19 protein-coding genes are annotated in these 18,094 nt (G+C 61.3%); 10 read left to right on the forward strand and 9 right to left on the reverse strand.

The genetic code is table 11. The features are described 5' to 3' along the window. Nucleotides 1-276: 276 nt before the first annotated feature. On the reverse strand, nucleotides 277-1,422 hold the full coding sequence (locus tag X743_RS140210; protein ID WP_023768928.1) for a LuxR C-terminal-related transcriptional regulator: 1,146 nt from the start codon (nucleotides 1,420-1,422) through the stop codon (nucleotides 277-279). A gap of 199 nt (nucleotides 1,423-1,621) precedes the next feature. Between X743_RS140210 and X743_RS140205 the strand changes: the two genes are divergently transcribed. Next, complete coding sequence (locus X743_RS140205) at nucleotides 1,622-2,584, forward strand: AraC family transcriptional regulator (protein ID WP_031258682.1); 963 nt, start codon at nucleotides 1,622-1,624, stop codon at nucleotides 2,582-2,584. Between the two features lie 43 nt (nucleotides 2,585-2,627). Here the strand turns inward: X743_RS140205 and X743_RS140200 are convergent, their stop codons facing one another. The 4 genes from X743_RS140200 to minC all read right to left on the reverse strand — a co-directional run bounded on the left by X743_RS140200 (nucleotide 2,628) and on the right by minC (nucleotide 5,899). Beyond that, nucleotides 2,628-3,509, reverse strand: coding sequence for a DMT family transporter (locus tag X743_RS140200; RefSeq protein ID WP_031258683.1), 882 nt, complete (start codon nucleotides 3,507-3,509; stop codon nucleotides 2,628-2,630). Between the two features lie 420 nt (nucleotides 3,510-3,929). Further along, a complete protein-coding gene (gene minE, locus X743_RS140195; protein WP_013894383.1) occupies nucleotides 3,930-4,202 on the reverse strand; it encodes a cell division topological specificity factor MinE in 273 nt (90 codons plus the stop codon). Further along, nucleotides 4,199-5,014, reverse strand: coding sequence for a septum site-determining protein MinD (gene minD, locus X743_RS140190; RefSeq protein ID WP_023768931.1), 816 nt, complete (start codon nucleotides 5,012-5,014; stop codon nucleotides 4,199-4,201). The genes minE and minD overlap by 4 nt, the downstream gene beginning before the upstream one ends. A gap of 69 nt (nucleotides 5,015-5,083) precedes the next feature. After that, a complete protein-coding gene (gene minC / locus X743_RS140185; protein WP_031258685.1) occupies nucleotides 5,084-5,899 on the reverse strand; it encodes a septum site-determining protein MinC in 816 nt (271 codons plus the stop codon). Between the two features lie 440 nt (nucleotides 5,900-6,339). On the opposite strand from minC, the gene X743_RS140180 reads away from it, so the two are divergent. The 7 genes from X743_RS140180 to X743_RS140150 all read left to right on the forward strand — a co-directional run bounded on the left by X743_RS140180 (nucleotide 6,340) and on the right by X743_RS140150 (nucleotide 14,740). Next, on the forward strand, nucleotides 6,340-7,977 hold the full coding sequence (locus X743_RS140180) for a methyl-accepting chemotaxis protein (protein ID WP_023768933.1): 1,638 nt from the start codon (nucleotides 6,340-6,342) through the stop codon (nucleotides 7,975-7,977). 23 nt (nucleotides 7,978-8,000) lie between these two features. Then, on the forward strand, nucleotides 8,001-8,468 hold the full coding sequence (locus tag X743_RS140175; RefSeq protein ID WP_023768934.1) for a chemotaxis protein CheW: 468 nt from the start codon (nucleotides 8,001-8,003) through the stop codon (nucleotides 8,466-8,468). Beyond that, entirely contained in the window at nucleotides 8,465-9,706 is a 1,242-nt protein-coding gene (locus X743_RS140170; protein WP_031258686.1) for a protein-glutamate O-methyltransferase CheR, read from the forward strand. Before X743_RS140175 ends, X743_RS140170 begins: the two co-directional genes overlap by 4 nt. After that, on the forward strand, nucleotides 9,706-10,410 hold the full coding sequence (locus X743_RS140165) for a chemotaxis protein CheW (protein WP_023768936.1): 705 nt from the start codon (nucleotides 9,706-9,708) through the stop codon (nucleotides 10,408-10,410). The genes X743_RS140170 and X743_RS140165 overlap by 1 nt, the downstream gene beginning before the upstream one ends. Further along, a complete protein-coding gene (locus tag X743_RS140160) occupies nucleotides 10,407-12,680 on the forward strand; it encodes a hybrid sensor histidine kinase/response regulator (protein ID WP_023768937.1) in 2,274 nt (757 codons plus the stop codon). The genes X743_RS140165 and X743_RS140160 overlap by 4 nt, the downstream gene beginning before the upstream one ends. A 22-nt stretch (nucleotides 12,681-12,702) precedes the next feature. Further along, nucleotides 12,703-13,722 (forward strand): chemotaxis response regulator protein-glutamate methylesterase, encoded by a 1,020-nt coding sequence (locus X743_RS140155; protein WP_023768938.1) that lies wholly within the window; start codon nucleotides 12,703-12,705, stop codon nucleotides 13,720-13,722. Nucleotides 13,723-13,786: 64 nt separating this feature from the next. Next, nucleotides 13,787-14,740, forward strand: a complete 954-nt coding sequence (locus tag X743_RS140150; protein WP_023768939.1) for a PleD family two-component system response regulator — start codon at nucleotides 13,787-13,789, stop codon at nucleotides 14,738-14,740. Between the two features lie 385 nt (nucleotides 14,741-15,125). On the opposite strand, the gene X743_RS1000000173035 is transcribed toward X743_RS140150, so the two are convergent. Continuing rightward, nucleotides 15,126-15,263 (reverse strand): hypothetical protein, encoded by a 138-nt coding sequence (locus X743_RS1000000173035; RefSeq protein ID WP_023768940.1) that lies wholly within the window; start codon nucleotides 15,261-15,263, stop codon nucleotides 15,126-15,128. 244 nt (nucleotides 15,264-15,507) lie between these two features. Between X743_RS1000000173035 and X743_RS140145 the strand changes: the two genes are divergently transcribed. Beyond that, nucleotides 15,508-16,461, forward strand: a complete 954-nt coding sequence (locus X743_RS140145; protein WP_023768941.1) for an EamA family transporter — start codon at nucleotides 15,508-15,510, stop codon at nucleotides 16,459-16,461. Nucleotides 16,462-16,561: 100 nt separating this feature from the next. On the opposite strand, the gene X743_RS1000000172510 is transcribed toward X743_RS140145, so the two are convergent. The 3 genes from X743_RS1000000172510 to X743_RS140135 form a co-directional block, all read right to left on the reverse strand. After that, nucleotides 16,562-16,711, reverse strand: coding sequence for a hypothetical protein (locus X743_RS1000000172510; RefSeq protein WP_023768942.1), 150 nt, complete (start codon nucleotides 16,709-16,711; stop codon nucleotides 16,562-16,564). After that, on the reverse strand, nucleotides 16,708-17,037 hold the full coding sequence (locus X743_RS140140) for a DUF2934 domain-containing protein (protein ID WP_023768943.1): 330 nt from the start codon (nucleotides 17,035-17,037) through the stop codon (nucleotides 16,708-16,710). The genes X743_RS1000000172510 and X743_RS140140 overlap by 4 nt, the downstream gene beginning before the upstream one ends. Nucleotides 17,038-17,140: 103 nt before the next feature. After that, nucleotides 17,141-17,725, reverse strand: a complete 585-nt coding sequence (locus tag X743_RS140135; RefSeq protein WP_023768944.1) for a BA14K family protein — start codon at nucleotides 17,723-17,725, stop codon at nucleotides 17,141-17,143. Nucleotides 17,726-17,863: 138 nt separating this feature from the next. On the opposite strand from X743_RS140135, the gene X743_RS0137385 reads away from it, so the two are divergent. Continuing rightward, nucleotides 17,864-18,094, forward strand: a 231-nt coding sequence (locus tag X743_RS0137385) for a helix-turn-helix domain-containing protein (protein WP_031258687.1), incomplete at its 3' end; no start/stop codon positions are given.

Genomic DNA, 18,094 nt, shown 5'->3' on the forward strand with positions numbered 1-18,094 from the left:
TGTCTGCCGCCCCAAGGGTTGTGGCCCCGCGCGAAATGCTCACGGGGATCCAGTTGTTGTCGCGCCCCGGTGTTGCATTGTCGGCCGGCCACGTCTTGGGCTGGGCCGCACCTGAATTGTCCTGGAGAGCACTGCGACGCTTTCTCGGTCGGTGTGGCCATTCAGCCTCAGTCGATCGGCGGCCTGTGTTCAGCAGGGTCAGCATCGAGCCTGGTCGCGACCCGTCCCGACTCCACGGCGCTTGGGAGGTGTTCGGCGGCGAGCGGCGGCTCCAGCCTATTGAGCCTGAACCGCGAGCGGCGTGCCCATGTCCGAGACGAGTTTGACGAGATCGGCTTGGCGTCTCGTGCCGGTTTTGGCGAAGATACGGTTGAGGTGCGTTTTCAGCGTGTTCTCGCCAATGCCCAGCGACAATGCGCTCTTCGAGGCGGACAATCCGCTGCCGATGCGCAGCAGGACCCGCGCCTCCGCCGGCGTAAGGTCGAACAAGGTGGTGAGAACGGCCTCGGGGAGCGGGGAAGAGGACGTCTTCGTCGACACGAAGACGGCGGCGCATGCCGGCTGGAAAGCGGCGCGAGCCGTTCCTTCGCTCAACGGCAGCACATAGGCGACGGCCGGCGGCTGGCCCGAGGCCGAAATGGGCAGGCCAATGCCGCGGGAGCCAAGCAGAAAATCCGCGCTCGCTGCGCTGGCGATCGCCTCCAGCAGGGCGCGGGCCACTGCCGGATTTTGCACCTGGAGCACGCCGTTCCTGGAAAGAATGGGACCTTGCGCCGAGAACATCCGTTCGGCGGCGCCATTGGCGTGGAGGATCGTTCCGTGTGCGCCGGTCAAAACAACAGGCACTGCCAGATGGTCAAGCGCCTGCCGATAGAGATTGGCGGTGACGCGGCTCTGATCGAGCAGATCTCCGATCAGCGACGCACGGCGCAGATGCGGCGAGAGCAACGCCAGGAAACGCTGCTCTTCGGCTGATATGGCCTCCCTGGTGGCCCGCGTGGTGCAACCCATCAACCCGATCCGATCCGGTGTGTGGACGAATTTGGTGATACAGCCTTCGCGCAGTCCCTGCGGTTTGGCCCAATTCTGAAAAAACGGAGTCTGCTGGAGCTCGGCTTCGCTCATCTGCGACAGCGTCGCGACAGGACTGTCGACGTCGCCGACGACCGCAGCCTTCAGCCCGGGAATCGTGTCAAAATCATAGTCCTCCTGGAGGACGCGCATCTGCTCGGGATCCCAGGGCGATTGGGCCGCGAAGCGGCCTTGATTGCCGGCGGTGCTGGCAAGCGCGATGGTGGTATAGGCCGCATCGACAGCCCCGGTGATCCGGATCATCACCTCGGCCCAACCGTCGGGGTCCAGGACGCAATCATAGATATCGCCAATGATCGAACAGAGAACTTCGCTGCTCAGCCTCTCCACATGCCCCCCATTTTGCTCCGATCTCGCCTCGAAGGAATTTGTAGCGTCATACTTTCAGGTGACGCCACGCGCGGTCGATCTCGATTAAGGATTTGACTTCGCTCAGTTGATACCAAGCGGCTATTGTCGCTGGTTATTCTTGGAATGGGAAGCATCGCGCTCAATAGATTAGAGTTAGCGAATATATCGGATTGCACCATTGTCACAAAAGACGGTCTTTTCATCGGCTCAGTTGCCATCGCATCTTAGCGAACGAGATCGGTTTTCCCTCTGGCAGGACATCCATGTCGCGGAGATATGGTCGGTCGAATATGGCACATCGGAAAACCTGCCCTTCCAGGCCTCGATCGAAGCCACGGCCGTGGGAGAACTGGTTCTTGGCCAGATGTCCGGAACGATCAAGCATGCGACGAGGAAGGCGAGCAACATCGCCGACGACGACAATGACGGATACCTGCTGCTGATCAACAAGGCCGACACCCTGTTGTCCGGGGCCCAGGCCGGCCGCGAATACGGCGTCGGTCGGGGCGAAGCGGTCCTGGTCACGGCAGCGGAAGCGCTGAAAATGACCGGTGCCGACAGAAATGTGTGGGCAAACATAGTGGTCCCGCGCGCCATCCTCACCCAGGCCTTCCCGCAGATCGACGACAGGCTGGCGTTGAAGATAGGCGCCGAAAGCGAAGCCCTCGATCTTCTCAAGAGCTATTGCCAGCTTCTTGAAACCGGCCGCCCCCTCGCCTCGCCCGATCTCGTAACGCACGCGACCGAAACGATCGTCGATCTGATCGGGCTGGTGACCGGCGCGAAGGGCCAGGCCGCCGAACTGGCCGGCCTTCGCGGCCTGCGCGCCGCCCGCCTGCAGGCGATCATGGCCAAGATCGCCGACGATTTCACCAACCCCGGCATCTCCGCCCAAGGCGTCGCACAAGAACTCGGCCTCTCGGCACGCTACGTCCACGACCTCCTTCAGGAAACGGGCACCAGCTTCTCCGAAAGGGTCCTCGAGCTCCGCTTGCAGCGAGCCCGCAAGATGCTCTCGCAAAGACACAATGACGACATGCGGGTCAGCGATATCGCTATGATAAGCGGGTTCAGCGATGTGTCCTATTTCAATCGCTGCTTTCGCCGCCGGTTTGGCCATACGCCGACGAGCACCAGATAGGGAACGCTGAACCGCGTTTCGCGCGTTCGCCTGCCCGCTACCCCTACTCCGGCGACGGCACCGGCGGCATCGAGGTCAGCGCCGTGCCGGCGGCCGCGACGATGACGGCGGCGATACCGGCCAGTTGCGGCAGCGTCAGGCTTTCGTGCAGGAACAGGAAGCCGGCGAGCGCGCCCAGCCCAGGCTCCAGGCAGGTCAGCGTCCCGTAGATGCGGGCCGGCATCCGGGTCAGCGCCACCATCTCCAGCCAGAACGGCAGCGCGCTGGAGAACAGGCCGACGAGCAATGCGCTGACCAGGATCGAGGGCGAAAGCAGTCCCATGCCGGCCTCGGCCACGCCGAAGGGCAACACCAGAACGGCGGCGATCGCCATGCCGTAGGCGGTCGTGCGCGAGCCGAGTTCCGCGCCGGCCTTCTGGGCAAGCACGATGTAGAGCGCCCAGAAACCACCGGCCGCCAGTGCCAGCACCACCCCCACCGGGTCCAGCGGCTGCAGCGACCGGATGAACGGCGACAACAGCACGATGCCGGCGACCGCAAGCGCGATCCAGGCAAAGTCGCTGGCGCGCCGCGAGGTCAGCGTCGCCACCAGCAGCGGGCCGGAGAATTCCAACGCCACGGCAACGCCGAGCGGGATCCTGGCAAGTGCCAAGTAGAACAAAAGGTTGAGTGCTGCGAGCGTCACGCCATAGGCGATGAGCCACGGCAAGGTGGCGCGCGAAGGCCGCATCTGCCACGGCCGCAGCACCGCGATCAGCATCAGTGCGCCGACGACGAGTCTGAGCGTCGTCGTGCCCTGTGCGCCGATCACCGGGAACAAGGTCTTGGCGAAGGTGGCGCCGATCTGGATCGACACCATGGCGCCCATCAGCGCCGCGACGGGCAAGGGCGCCGCTTCGCGACTGGCAACTGGCGTCGATGTCAATTGACTTCATCCTCCCATGCCGCCCGGCGAAACCTGCCCGGCAGCATGGCAATAGGGTGAACCGGCCCGCCTGTCGTGAGGCAGCGCGGATGCCTTGATAAGGGCACAACCAGCCCGGCGAGCGCAATGCGGGCCTGGTAACCGCGCGCCTGGGTGTCATCGAGCGCTACGGGGAACCGTGACGCTGGAGAACCGCAGGGGTGGCGGGTTGGCGCAGACGGTTGTGTTTAACGCGGTGTGAGGTGCTGGCTCCCCACCTCCGCCTTGTGGGGAGGTCGGACCGCAGGTCCGGGTGGGGGTGCTGGCGCTGGCCTTGCAGGAGATAGGTCTTGCAGCGTCGCGCTGCCCCACCCCGTCCCGCAATCGCCGCTTCGCTGCGACTGCGAGCCAACCCTCCCCACAAGGGGGAGGGTGAAAAAGCTAGGCCGAGATCGCCATCGGCACGGCGCTCTTGTTGGGGATCTGGATGTCGATTTCCAGCGTCGACATAGTCTCGCCGCGGTCCATGGAGATTTGCAGGTAATCCTGGTCGATCTGCACATGCTTGGCGATGACGGCCATGATCTCCTCGCGCAGGATGGAGACGAGGTCGGGCTGGTTGCGGTTGCGGCGCTCATAGGCCAGCAGCACCTGCAGCCGCTCGCGCGCCACCGGCGCACTGGAGCGCCGCTTGAAGATGTCGAGCAGGTTCATGCCGCCCTCCTTCCCAAAAGACGATCGAGAAAGCCCTTGCGTTCGAAGGGCACGATGACAGGCAGGTCCTCGCCTTCCAGCCGCCTTGCGGCGTCGAGGTAAGCCTTGGCCGCGGTGTTGAGCGGCTCCGACAGCGTGACCGGCGCGCCGAGGTTGGAGGCCCTGAGCACATCCTGGCTCTCGGGGATGATGCCGAGCAACGGCACCGACAGGATCTCCAGCACGTCGTCGATGGAGAGCATTTCGCCCCGCGCGGCCCGCCCCGCGTCATAGCGGGTGACCAGCACGTGCTTGGCGATCTGCTCGCCCTGTTCGGCGCGCATGGTGCGGGCGTCGAGCAGGCCGATAATGCGGTCGGAATCGCGCACCGAAGACACTTCCGGATTGGTGACGATGACCGCCTCGTCGGCAAAGCGCATGGCGAGCTGCGCGCCGCGCTCGATGCCGGCCGGGCTGTCGCAGAACACATAGTCGAACACCGAGCGCAGCTTGTCGATGACTTCGCCGACGCCTTCCTCGGTCAGTGCATCCTTGTCGCGCGTCTGCGAGGCCGGCAGCAGGAACAGCGTGTCGACCCGCTTGTCGCGGATCAGCGCCTGCGACAGCTTGGCCGTGCCCTGGATGACGTTGACGAGGTCGAACACCACGCGCCGCTCGGCGCCCATGATCAGGTCGAGATTCCTGAGGCCGACGTCGAAATCGACGAGCGCCACCTTCTTGCCGGTCTTGGCCACGGCCGCTCCAAGCGCTGCCGTCGAGGTGGTCTTGCCGACGCCCCCCTTGCCCGAAGTGACCACCACTACCTTGCCCATCAAAAAAGCCTCCGTTGTTATCGTTTGTTATCCCGGGCCGGCTTGCCGGCCTTTGTCTCAGTCAGCGCTTTAGCTCAATGTCTCGACACGCAGGCCCTCGCCGTCGAGGAAGGCCTGCACCGGTTTGCCGCGCGACACCCCTTCCATCTCCTCGGCGGTGATGTACCAGCCGTCGACCGACAAAAGCTCGGCCTCGTTGCGGCGGCAGAAGATGCGCGCGGCTGTGTTTCCGAGTGCGCCTGCCGAAGCGCGCCCGCGCAGCGTGCCGTAGACATGGATCGAGCCGGCGGCGACGATCTCCGAACCGGACGCGACCGAGCCCAGCACGATGACATCGCCATGCGCATGCATGATCGCCTGGCCGGAGCGGATCGGCGCCTTGATCATCAGCGTGCCCGAATCGTAATGCGAAACCTGCGGCTCGCTTTCCCCGGTCTTGCTTGCGCCAGCCTTGCCTTTGGCCGCGGCACCTGTGTCCGCACGGTCGTCCGGCGCCCTGCCCTCGGCCTTGCCTTCCCTACCGGAACCCTCTTGCCCACCCTTGCGGCCCGGCAGCAGCCCATCCGTCGTCGCCTCCTTGGCGCCGACCAGCAAAGGCGGCAGTTCGGCGCCGAGCGAAGCTCCTTCCAACTCGATGGCATAAATGCGAATGCCGCGCGTACCAAGCTCCGTCACGAGCGACGCGATCTCGCTCGGCTGCGGCTTAAGCACATTCAAATCCAGCAGCACCGGCCGGCCGGCAAAATAGCCCGGCGAGTTGCCGATCCAGTGATCCAGCCCCCGCAGCCACTCCGCCATGGGCGCTTCCGGGGTCAAGGTGAAAGCGACAAAAGAGCGGGCACGAAAGCGAATGGATTTGGCCTCGAGGGGAGCGGCAAAGGTCACGGCTGGCGAATCCTTACTGAGAGGTAAACGCTAGCGAGGGAATGGTTAACGAATGGTTAATGAGGGGGTGGCAGCTTGGCTGCTGCGCGAGAAATTGGACAACTGGCTAAACGCCAGTTGCGGCTGCTACCCGGCGACGCACTGAATGTCTTGATAGGGGCCGCAAGCGGGAGGTCGGCTTTCGAGCTTCGAGCTGGCTTAAGCAGTCATTCAACTCGTGGCCTCAAGTAGCTCATCGACGCTTTTGCGTGGACGGCAGTCGTCCTTTGACCACCGCTTCTGGCGGCGCCGATTGGCGAGCCGCCTCGCCATCATTAGCCATGGAACGGAAAAGAAACCATTCAGCATCAGACTACCGCTTTTCGACGCACCTTTTTCGAACACGTCGGAACGAGCGCTTGTCGCGCAGCCCACGATGCCCCCATTGGTGAATCGGATCCATGAAGAGTCTGACAATACGCCACCGCATCCTCGTCAGTTTCGCTGCCGTTCTGCTGGTCATGTCCGTGATCGCCGTCATCGCGTACGCATGGTTTCTTCAGGCGGGGCAGGAGGCGACTGAGGTCGAGAAGGGCATCCTTCCAGACCTCTATCACAGCACCGCGATCATGATGGGCCAGATGACGGCCCATAGTCTGCTTCAGGAATACGCCCTTCAGGACAACCCATCGGATAGAAGCACGCTTGAAAGCGCGATCACGACCAATCGCGACCAAGTGCAGCGATCGATGGACGACTATGAAGCAACAATCGTCTCCGACATCGACAAGCAGAATTATGCAGTCGTCAAAGAACTCGCCAACCAATTTCGTCTGGCTGAAACTGCTGTGCTGGACACAAGCCGGGCTGCCTTGTCGAAAGGTGAAACTCTCAATGAAAGCCCGACCATCAAGAACACCGTAGAGCCGATCTTTGTAAAATTGCAGTCCGCTCTGCAGGCCATGGTTGAGGATCACAGAGGCGAGGCAAACAGCGCGACGCAGCAGATCAGCTCGATCGTTAGAACGGCCGAAGTCGGTTTGAGCGTTGGCTTGTTGATAGCCCTAGGGCTAGCCCTTCTTTTGGGTTACCAGCTGTTTCGCGCCATTACAGGTCCGCTCACCCGTTTGGTCGACGCGGTTCAATTGATGCGGCAAGGCGACTTCAGCGAACGCCTCGATCTGAGGCGCCGAGACGAATTCAGCGTGCTTGCCGACGGCTTCAACGCAATGGCGGACGATCTCACAACCCTCATTGGTCAGGTTCAAAGGTCCAGCATACAGGTCGGCACGTCGATAACTGAGATCGCCGCCACCTCCAAGCAACAACAGGCAACTGCGACTGAAATCGCAGCGACCACAACAGAAATCCGCGCGACAGCCAAGGAAATCTCCGCCACATCAAACGAACTCGTCCGCACGATGAACGAGGTCTCGACAGTTGCCGAGCAAACGGCTGCCGTCGCCGGCGGAGGGCAAGCGGGGCTAACCCGTATGGAAGAAACCATGCAGCAGGTCATGGAAGCGGCCGGTGCGATCAATTCCAAACTCGCGATCTTGAGTGAGAAAGCCGGCAGCATCAATCAGGTGGTGACGACCATAACCAAAGTCGCCGATCAGACGAATCTGTTGTCGCTCAACGCTTCCATCGAGGCGGAGAAGGCAGGCCAATACGGCCGGGGCTTTGCAGTGGTGGCGACGGAAATCCGAAGGCTCGCGGACCAGACGGCTGTCTCCACCTACGATATCGAGCAGATGGTCAAGGACATCCAGTCGGCAGTCGCGGCCGGAGTGATGGGCATGGACAAGTTTTCCGAGCAGGTCCGCCGGGGGATGCAGGAAATCCAGCAGGTCGGCGGGCAACTCTTCGAGATCATTCAGCAGGTTCAGGGGCTGGTGCCACGTTTTGAAGTCGCCAATGAAGGCATGCAAGCGCAGGCGACCGGCGCGGGGCAGATCAGCGACACGCTAACCCAGCTGAGTGAGGCAGCTCAACAAACGGTCGAATCCCTTCAGCAATCGACGCTCGCGATCGACGAGCTCAATCAAGTCTCAGGCGGCATGCGAAGTAGCATTTCGAGGTTCAAGCTGAAAGCCTAGCGAGCCGGCAGTAGGAGGTGACAATGCTATTCCTCGCCTTCAGCATGGGTCCGGATCGATACTTGATCGATGTCCACCAAATTGAAGAGGTTCTGCCCTATATCGATGTGAAAGTTCTTCCGGGTGCGCCAACTGGTGTGGTGGGTTTGGTCAGCTATAACGGAATACCCATCCCCCTGATCGATGTTACTCTTCTTGCGCTTGGCCGACCATCGGAGCGCCTATTGAGCACCCGGATCGTTGTGACGCGCTATCCGGCGCATGGTGGCGAGCAACGCCTACTGGGGCTGATCGCGGAACGGGTGACGGATACGCTCGAGCGAGACCCTGCCGATTTCGCGCCGTTCGGACTTGAACCAGGAACCCCGCCCTATCTTGGGCCGGTGGCTTCCGATGGTTCCGAGATCATTCAGTGGGTCAAAGTGGAAGCGCTGCTTTCGGAAGAGATTCGTACCGCTTTGCTCCGCCAGGCCGCAATAGGTGATCAATGACCGGCGCAATAGAAAAGCTCCTGACGGAAACCATTGGACTGGACAGTGCCAGCGTTGGTCCGACAGTGATTCGTCAGGCGGTCAGAGACCGGATGGCAGCATGCCGGATAACCAACCCTCAGGCCTATAGGGAACACTTGGCCGGTTCCTCGCAGGAGCTGCAGGAGCTGATCAATGCGGTGGTGATCCCAGAGACCTGGTTCTTTCGCGACCGAGAAGCGTTCACGATGCTGGCGCGGCATGCGCGCGTGCACAAGCCTGCTCAGCCGATAAGCGTCCTAAGCCTGCCATGTTCAACGGGCGAAGAGGCTTATTCGGTCGCCATGGCCATGTTCGATGCCGGCTTTGAGGCGCACGAGTTCAAGATCGATGGCGTGGACGTCAGCAGCCGCAATATCGCGACGGCTGAACGCGCCATCTATGGGCGCAATTCGTTTCGCGGCAGCCATCTCGAATTCAAGGATCGCTATTTCGAAGCTGCCGAGGGCGGGTTGCGGCCTATTGCTGGGGTGCTGAAACAAGTTCGGTTCAGGGTAGGAAACCTGTTCGGTTCTCGCGCGTCTTTCGGGCAAGAGGTCTATGACATCCTGCTTTGCCGCAATTTGCTGATCTATTTCAATCGAGAGCTGCAGGATCGCGCATTGATCTGCACGAAGGACCTGCTGGCCAAAGACGGACTTCTTCTGGTCGGTCCGGCGGAAGCAGCTCTTCCAAGGTTGCATGGCTTTATTTCCGCTGAATGGCCATTGGCCTTTGCCTTTCTGAAATCGGAGCCCGTCAAGACCACGGCGCCGAAAGTTTCGGCCGCCGTCCCGGTGCGGACGCCGACTCCGAAGGTCAACAAGAGCGAGCCTCTTCTTCCGTTCCGACCGACAATTGGCAATGAAGGCCGTGGGCAGGCTCCGGCCAAGCCGCTTGCACAGGCCTCGGAAAGCCTCATCGCGGTTGAACGGATCGCCAATGCAGGACGGGTAAAGGAGGCACAGGAGGTCGCCCTGGCGCATCTCAAGGAGTTCGGTCCTTCCGCGGAAATCTTCTACCTGCTGGGCCTCGTCCAGGATGCGGATGGTTCTGCACCCGAAGCCGCGCAAAGTTATCGCAAGGCGCTCTATCTCGCGCCAAATCATCGAGAAGCTCTTGTCCATCTGGCCTTGCTGCTTAGCAAGCAAGGCGACCACAACGGCGCCGAGGCGCTGGCCGGCCGACTGGGTCGGGTCCAGAAAAGGAGCGGCAGCTGATGGCGGCTTCGACAAGGATCGCTCAGCCGGTGGAGGAGATTGAAATCGACGACTGCTGGCGGCAAATAGGCGTACGGGGTGACAAGTCATGTCCGCTACTGGAGCAGCATCTCCACTGCAGGAATTGCCCGACCTACAAGAAGATTGCACGACGCCTCCTTGACCGTGCAGCGCCCTCGGCATATCGCGACGAATGGCCTGATAACGCTGGTCGTGCAGGGATCGACTCGGCAGACAGCGACGCGCTGGAGACGGCCGTTCTCTTCCGTTTGGGGGAGGAATGGCTGGCACTTCCGGTCGGTATTTTTCATGAAGTGGCTGAATCTCGTCGCGTTCATTCAGTTCCACATCGCAGGAACAGTGCACTGCTCGGTATTGCGAATGTCCGTGGTGAATTGCTCATTTGCCTGTCCCTGGCCGAATTGCTCGGGATAGACGAGCGCAAGGAGGGGGAACAAGGCACGCGAACCAAGGTATTTCGCCGCCTAGTCGTGGTAGGCGAGCGCGACAAACGGGTTGCTTTTACGGTTGACGAGATCCACGGCTTACATCGGTACCAGGAACGCGACACTCTCGCTGTTCCGGCCATGATTGGCAAGGCACTGTCGGCCGCTACGGTTGGCGTGCTGCCATGGCAGGGACGAGCCGTAGGCTGTCTCGATCCACGACAACTGCTCACGATGCTGGATCGGAGCATCGCATGACAGATGAAGACTTCAGCCAGGTTTCGATGCTCAGCCTCTTCCAGGCCGAACTGGAGACGCAGTCACAGGCTCTAACCTCTGGGCTTCTGGCACTCGAACGCGATCCTATCGCCGCCGATGCCTTGGACGCATGCATGCGTGCCGCGCATTCCCTGAAAGGAGCTGCCCGCATCATCGACCTGATGCCCGCGGTCAAAGTTGCAAATGCGATGGAAGACTGCCTGGTCGCCGCGCAACGTGGGCATCTGAGGGTGCGACGGGAGCATATAGATGCGCTTCTGCAAGGCTCTGACCTTTTGAAATTGATCGCATCGGGATCATCGAGCGAGAGCGCCAACTCAGAAGTCGAAACCTTTCTCGCGAAGTTCGAGGAATTGTCCCTCCCCGAGGCAAAGCCCGGGCCCCAAGATGCTGCAGCTGATTTCGCAACTCCAGATCGTCCCCAGGAGCAACTGGCGACGACCTCTTCAGCGAACCTCCTCGTTGGGGCGGTACCGCAAGCCGACGGCAGCATCGGCTCTGATAGAATGGTTCGGGTGACGGCAGACAGCCTGAACCGATTGCTCGGGTTGGCTGGCGAGTCGCTGATGGAAGCTCGGCGGCTCAGGCCATTCGCTGACGGGCTGTTACGGCTGAAGCGACTTCAATCGGACCTCGCAAGTGCCTTCGACAATCTTCATGCAGTGCTGCCGCCGGTTTCAAACGATGCGGCGGTGGTGGAGGCGCTGGCTGAAGCGCAGCGGAAGCTTCGGTTGAGCCAAGCGTTCCTGGCGGAGCGTCTCGATGAATTGGATTCAGTGGATCGGAAAGCGACCGATCTTGCCAACAGATTGTACGACGAAACGTTGGCGAGCCGGATGCGGCCTTTTGAGGACGGCGTGCGACACTATGCGAGAACGATCCGCGACCTCGGTCGTACCCTTGGCAAGCGGGTGCGACTGGAGATCGTAGGCGGCTCGACCGGCATCGACCGCGATATCCTCGAGCAGCTCGATGCCCCTTTGGGGCATCTTCTGCGCAACGCTGTAGACCATGGGCTTGAACCGCCTGACGAGCGCCTCGCGATGGGGAAACCCGAAGAGGGGCTCATCAGGCTCGAAGCGAGGCATAATGCCGGGCTGCTGCAGATAGCCGTGGTGGACGACGGCAGGGGGATCGAGCTCTCGAAGCTGCGCGAGACTGTCGTCGCCCGGCAGCTTGCAACCAGGGAAAGTGCTGACACACTCAGCGAAACCGAATTGCTCGCATTCCTGTTTCTGCCAGGCTTCTCGATGAAAGCGGGCCTTACCGACGTCTCCGGTCGCGGTGTGGGGCTCGATGCAGTGCAAGCCATGACGAAGCAGGTCCGGGGAGTCGCAAGCGTCTCCTCAGAATTTGGGCACGGAACCCGATTTCAACTGCAATTGCCGCTGACGTTGTCGGTCCTGCGCACACTGCTCGTCGATGTCGATGGAGAGCCCTATGCTTTTCCACTCGCTGCCATTTCCAAGACTTTGAAACTGCAGCGGACCGAGATCAATGTCCTGCAGGGCCGGCCGCATTTTCGATTAAACGATCGACAGATCGGGCTGGTCACCGCGCGCGAGGTGCTGGATCGAGGTGAGCCCGGATCGGAACCGGACGAACTCTCGGTCGTCATCGTTGATGCGGGTCGGGGCGATGCATACGGCCTGATCGTTGACCGTTTTCTCGGGGAACGCGAGTTGGTGATCAGACCTCTCGATCCACGGTTTGCCAAGATCAAGGACATTAGCGCAGCAGCCCTGATGGAAGACGGTTCGCCTGTTCTGATCTTCGACGTCGACGATCTGATCCGATCGGTGGAAAAGCTTGCGTCGTCAAGCGGATTTCGAGCTCTTCGGCGCGCCGCGGGCAGTCCCGAACCGAGCAGGCGCAAGCGCGTGCTCGTGATTGACGATTCACTGACGGTTCGCGAACTCCAGCGCAAGATGCTGGGCAATTACGGTTATGAGGTCCAAGTGGCGGTCGACGGTATGGACGGGTGGAATGCCGTCCGGTCTGGTCCTTTCGATCTCGTCCTCACCGACATCGACATGCCTCGCATGGATGGCATCGAGCTGGTGAGTTTGATCAGAAAGGACGCTCATCTCAAGAACACACCCATCATGATCGTTTCGTACAAGGATCGGGAAGAAGATCGCGCGCGCGGGCTCGACGCAGGTGCGGACTATTACCTGACCAAGAGTAGCTTTCAGGACGAGGCCCTGATTCATGCCGTCGTGGACATGATTGGCGAGGCGGCTGAATGAGATCGAAATTGGAACCCAACGAATGAGAATCGGCGTAGTCAACGACATGCCGATGGCGGTTGAGCTTCTGCGCCGGCTGGTCCTGTCGACCGGCGAACATCAGGTCGCATGGATCGCGACCAATGGGCGTGAGGCGGTCGAGGTCTGCAGACGTGATCTGCCGGATCTGATACTCATGGATCTAGCGATGCCAGAGATGGACGGCGTGGAAGCGACCCGCAGAATCATGGCGGAAACCCCGTGCTCAATCTTGCTGGTGACCGCTAGTATCGAAGCCAACCTCGCCGGTGTCTACGAAGCAATGGGTCATGGCGCGCTCGACGCGGTCGATATTCCGTCAGTAGGGATCCAAGGTAACGCGTCCTCGCAATCCGCACGGCTTCTAACGAACAAGATTGCGACGATCGGCAAGCTGATCGGTGATGCGCCGGCCAAGACAAAAAGGCGGATGTCACGTGACGCTGAGCCGACACCTCGACGCCTAATTGCAATCGGTGCCTCCGCGGGCGGGCCGGCCGCCGTTGCCGCAGTCCTGAGCGCGTTTCCCGTTGATTTTGGTAGCGCGATCGTGCTCGTCCAGCATCTCGATGCTCAGTTCGTGCCAGGGCTTACTGATTGGCTGGGACAGCATACGCCTCTCCCGATCCGTCCGGCGCGGGAAAAGGATAGTCCTCAGGCGGGCACTGTTCTCGTAGCCAGTTCTGCGGATCATCTGGTTTTCAAGTCAGCTCAGCAACTTGGCTATACGCCCAGCCCCAAGGACAATGTTTATCGGCCGTCGGTAGATGTGTTCTTCGAGAGTGCGGCGCAATGGTGGCCTGGCTCGGTGATTGGTGTCCTGCTCACCGGCATGGGCAGGGATGGTGCGCGCGGGCTAAGACAGCTCCGCGACAAGGGGCATCTCACGATCGCGCAGGATAGAGCAACCAGTGCCGTCTACGGCATGCCGAAGGCCGCCGCCGACATCGGCGCGGCTGTTGATATTCTTCCTTTGAGTGCGATCGGCTCACGTATAATCGAAGCCTGCGAGCGCTCCACGTGAAAGGGCTCGTCCGATGACGCAAGAACCAGAGCTAGTCCCGCCACTCGCAGATAACTATTCATCCATGGTTCTGCTCATCGATGATCAGATCATGGTTTGCGAGGCGGTCAGGCGCGCTCTAGCCAACGAGCCCGATATTTCCTTACACTTCTGCACCGACCCGTTGAGAGCGATGACGGTCGCGGATGAGGTAAAGCCAACCGTTATCCTGCAGGATCTCGTCATGCCCGGTGTCGACGGGCTGCATCTGGTGCGAGAATACAGGAAGCACGCGTCGACACGCGCGGTCCCAGTCATTGTGCTGTCGAGCAAGGAAGATCCGGCCACCAAGGGCGAAGCCTTCGCTGCGGGAGCGAACGACTATCTCGTCAAACTGCCGGATCGTATCGAGCTGATTGCACGTATTCGATATCACACGCGGGCCTATCTGGATCACGTCCAGCGAGACGCGGCATACCGGGCGCTAAGGGAAAGCCAGCGACAGCTGATCAGTGCGAATCTCGAGCTTGAACGTCTGACGCGGATCGATGGCCTGACGGGTCTCGGCAACAGGCGCTATTTTGATGAATATTTGGCGGCTGAATGGAAGCGCGCTTTTCGCGCACAGTCCCCATTGTCGCTGTTGATGATTGATGCCGACAACTTCAAACGATACAATGATACCTATGGCCATATGGCCGGCGATGAGGTGCTCAAGCAAATCGCCCGCGTAATCCAGAGCGGTTCCGGCCGCTCCACCGACCTCGCTGCGCGGTACGGAGGCGAAGAGTTCGTGGTCGTGCTGGTCGACACTTTACTGGAACAATCCAGTGCGATCGCAGAGCGGCTCGTCCAGGGCGTGCGGGAGTTGAACATACCCCACGGCCCGGATCATGTGACCATCAGCGTCGGCGTTGCAACAGCGGTGCCCACCGCGGACGAGACGCCAAATGATTTCGTCAATGCCGCCGATTTGGCTCTGTTTCGTGCCAAATCGGAAGGACGAAATCGAGTTGCGCTTCATATATCCCGCAGCTAGAGACGCTCAAAGCACCTCCGAAGTGCGGGTGCGTAATTTTAAGCTAGGATGGGGCCAGAGCGGCACTCGATTTAGTAGGAGCCGGACAACAGGCTTGACGACTAGTTAGCCAAACGATTGGGAATGTCGGCGACAGTGAAGCGTGCTGCCTTGCTCACTCTCGGCTGAAGATCGAGCTCGTCGCTGATGACCGCTGGGCGTCGGTTCTAGGTGCAACGCACCGGTTAGCCTGTTCGCTCGAATTTCCGCTTCTGGGATTCCCCTGGGGCTAGCTCAACGACTGACTTGGGGCGCAAGGCCGGCATTGTACTCAGCGGAGATAACCAGTCGCAGCAGGATGGTCCGTCACCATCGCGACAGCCAGAGACAAGCACGAAATCACGCCTCAATGCCGCTTGAAGTACTGCTCATGCTTCTCCCCGCCCCCCTTATCGAACGTCCCCAGATTCCGCCTTTTCCCGGTCTTCTCATCCTTCTTGCGCGAATAAAGCCGGTATTTTCCACCCTTCAGTTTGCGGATCATCTCGCTCTCCCTGGTTAGGGCTGATCAGGATTTAGCGCGCTTTCTGGCCTTGAGACTGCAGGCGGCTTGTTCGATTGCCGCGACGGTCGTCGCATCACCCTCGCGGGAAGAACCTTCCCGTTCCATCGAAAGACATATGGCGGCCGAGCGCGGATTCCTCGTCGTCTTTCAAAACGGATGCACGACCCAACGACGCAGGCTATGTTGCCCCGTCTGGCCGAGGTCATCCAAGGGGAGGCATGACATGCAGGCAATGCCGATAGCGCATCACGCCGCGCAACCCGTGGCCGGCCCCGTATCCTCCCTGGCCGGCTATCCGGCCGCCGTCCTGTGCTGGCTGCTTTCGGCCGGTGTCTATATCGCGGCCAAATGGGTGGCGCCTGAAATGCCGCCCTGGGGCCTCTGCTTCTGGCGGCTGACGCTTGCCTGCGCCATCCTGCTGCCGATCGTGCACCGTCATCACGACGCGATGATCGGGCTTTTGCGAACGCGCGCCGTGGAGGTCGTCGCCGTGGGGGCGATCGGCCTCACGCTATGCCAGGGTATGATCTACCACGGCCTCGACGACACCGATGCCACCACGGCCGGCATCATCATGGCGCTATCGCCCGTCATGACGATGGTGCTCGCCCGTTTCGTGCTTGGCGAACCGCTCGGACTGTGGAAGTCGCTTGGCGCGCTGGTTGCGCTTGCCGGGATGATTTTCATCGTTGCCCACGGCAACCTGACGGCGCTGCTGCAACTCAAGGTCAACGCCGGCGAGTTGTGGATCGTCGGCAGCGCGTTCTGCTGGGGCCTCTACACCGTGCTTTTGCGCCGTGCCAAATTCGGCATCGAACTCCTGCCGATGGTCGTGCTGCTGCTCGGCGCCGGTGCGCTGGTCGCCTTGCCTTTCCATCTTTGGGAATTGTTCAACGACGAACGCTCCGCCATGGATGTCGACAGCCTTCTCGCGCTCGCCTATCTGGCGGGTCCCGGCGGCGCCTTGATGTACTATCTCTACAACAAAAGCGTGGAAACGCTCGGAGCGAGCCGGGCGAGCATGCTGCTCTACCTGCAGACGGTGTTCGTGGCCATGCTCGCCTATCTGCTGCTTGGCGAGGGCTTGCACGATTACGATCTGGTCGGTGCTGCCTTCATTGTCGCCGGCATCGTACTCGCCACCGTGGTCAGGCCAGCTCAACCCCGCGTGGCGTAGAAATCCTGACGGGATCGGGCGCAAAGCCGCCTTTGTATTCAGCGGAAGTAACCGGTCTCAGTAGCGTGTGGTCACCGTCGTGACAGCCATCGGCACCCCTTCAATGCCGCTTGAAATACTGCACCTCGCGCTCGTGCTTCTCCGCGGCCTCGCGCGTTTCGAACGTGCCAAGGTTCCGCCGCTTGCCCGTCTTCTCATCCTTCTTGCGCGCATAAAGCCGGTATTTTCCACCTTTCAGTTTCCTGATCATTTCGCCTGGCCCTCCTGAGGCGTGCGCCGCCTTTTGAGACTGCGGGCGGCTTGTTCGATTGCCGCGCGGTCGGTGCCCAGGCGGTCGATCAGTTCCTGTGCCTCGTCGCCCGATATGCCGGTGCGCACCGCCAGTTCCTCCACCGTCAGCACGTCGGCGCTGGCGATCTCGCGCGGCAACGCGTCACCAGCCGTCAGCGGCAGTGCCGCCTCGCGGTCGATCTCGGCTTCGGCGCGGTGCCAGTGGTCCTCGGGGTCGCCGCCGCCTTCACGCTGCCAGATCTGGTATGCGCGCTGCTGGATCTTCTCGTGCCGGTCGTCGTCCATGGTCGTTCCTCCTCTGGGCATTGAGGCCGATCCGAACGATCCCAGAAATCGCGCGGTCGCAGTCGCTCCCGGCGGCCTTCGTCGTGCGCCAGGCCGCTGCCGGCTACTCGCATTGCCGTCTCGGCCCGCCGGAATAGGGTTGGTAGCTGTTGTCTTCCGGCCGGTAGGAGCGGTAGCGGCTGAAGCAGGAGGCAACATGGTCGTCGTCGCCGGTGGCCGCGTAGGCACCCAAGCCCGGGCCCTCGGCATAGCTGGCCTCGGCGGCGCGCGGCGCGGTGTGGTCGGCGGCGAGATAGGGCGAGACGCAGGTGCGCTGCTGCCCGCTATAGGACATGTAGCTGTTGTCATCGGGATTGTAGGAGCGGTAGCGGTTGGCGCACCAGGCGAGATGCGGCGGCAGTTCGGCCGGCGCGATGGCGCCGGTGACGGTGGGATCTGGCTGCTGCTTGGTTGGTTGCTTGGCGGCGATGTCGGCAGGCGCGGGCTGCTCGGCCGGCACGCGTTCGAGGTTCTGTGCCGCCTTGTTCACCGGCCGCGCCTTCTTGGTCCACAGCTCCGCCACGCTGACGGTGGGTCTTGCCTCGCGCGCCGGCTTGGCGGCGAGCAGCCAGGCTGCGAAAACCAACCCGCTGCCGAACACCGCAAGGGTCAGCACGAAGCCGCAGACCAGTCCCAAAAATGCTTTCACGCCACGCTCCTTGCGTCCCTGCTAATAGAATGCGGGACGTCAAGGCTTGTTCCAGAAAAGTGTCGTAAGCACATGAGTTGTCCGGATTAGGTAGCACGCGAGTTGTCCGGTTTTATCGCCAGCGAATGGAGGCTGGGGATGAAGCGGGCAGCGTGGCTACAGGACCGGAGAATGCAGAAGTTTCGGGATGTATTGAGCCGCTGGAATGGCGGCGATCTTTCGATGATGGAGGCAGGCGAGTTGCTGGGCATGTCGGAGCGGCAATTCCGGCGTTACCGCGACCGTTACGAAGAGGCTGGGGAGGCTGGGTTGCTCGACCGGCGTTTGGGCAAGCTTTCGACGCGCCGGGTGCCCGCGGAGGCGATCGAG

Source organism: Mesorhizobium sp. LNHC232B00, assembly GCF_000502435.1.
Taxonomy (GTDB): Bacteria; Pseudomonadota; Alphaproteobacteria; order Rhizobiales; family Rhizobiaceae; genus Mesorhizobium; species Mesorhizobium opportunistum.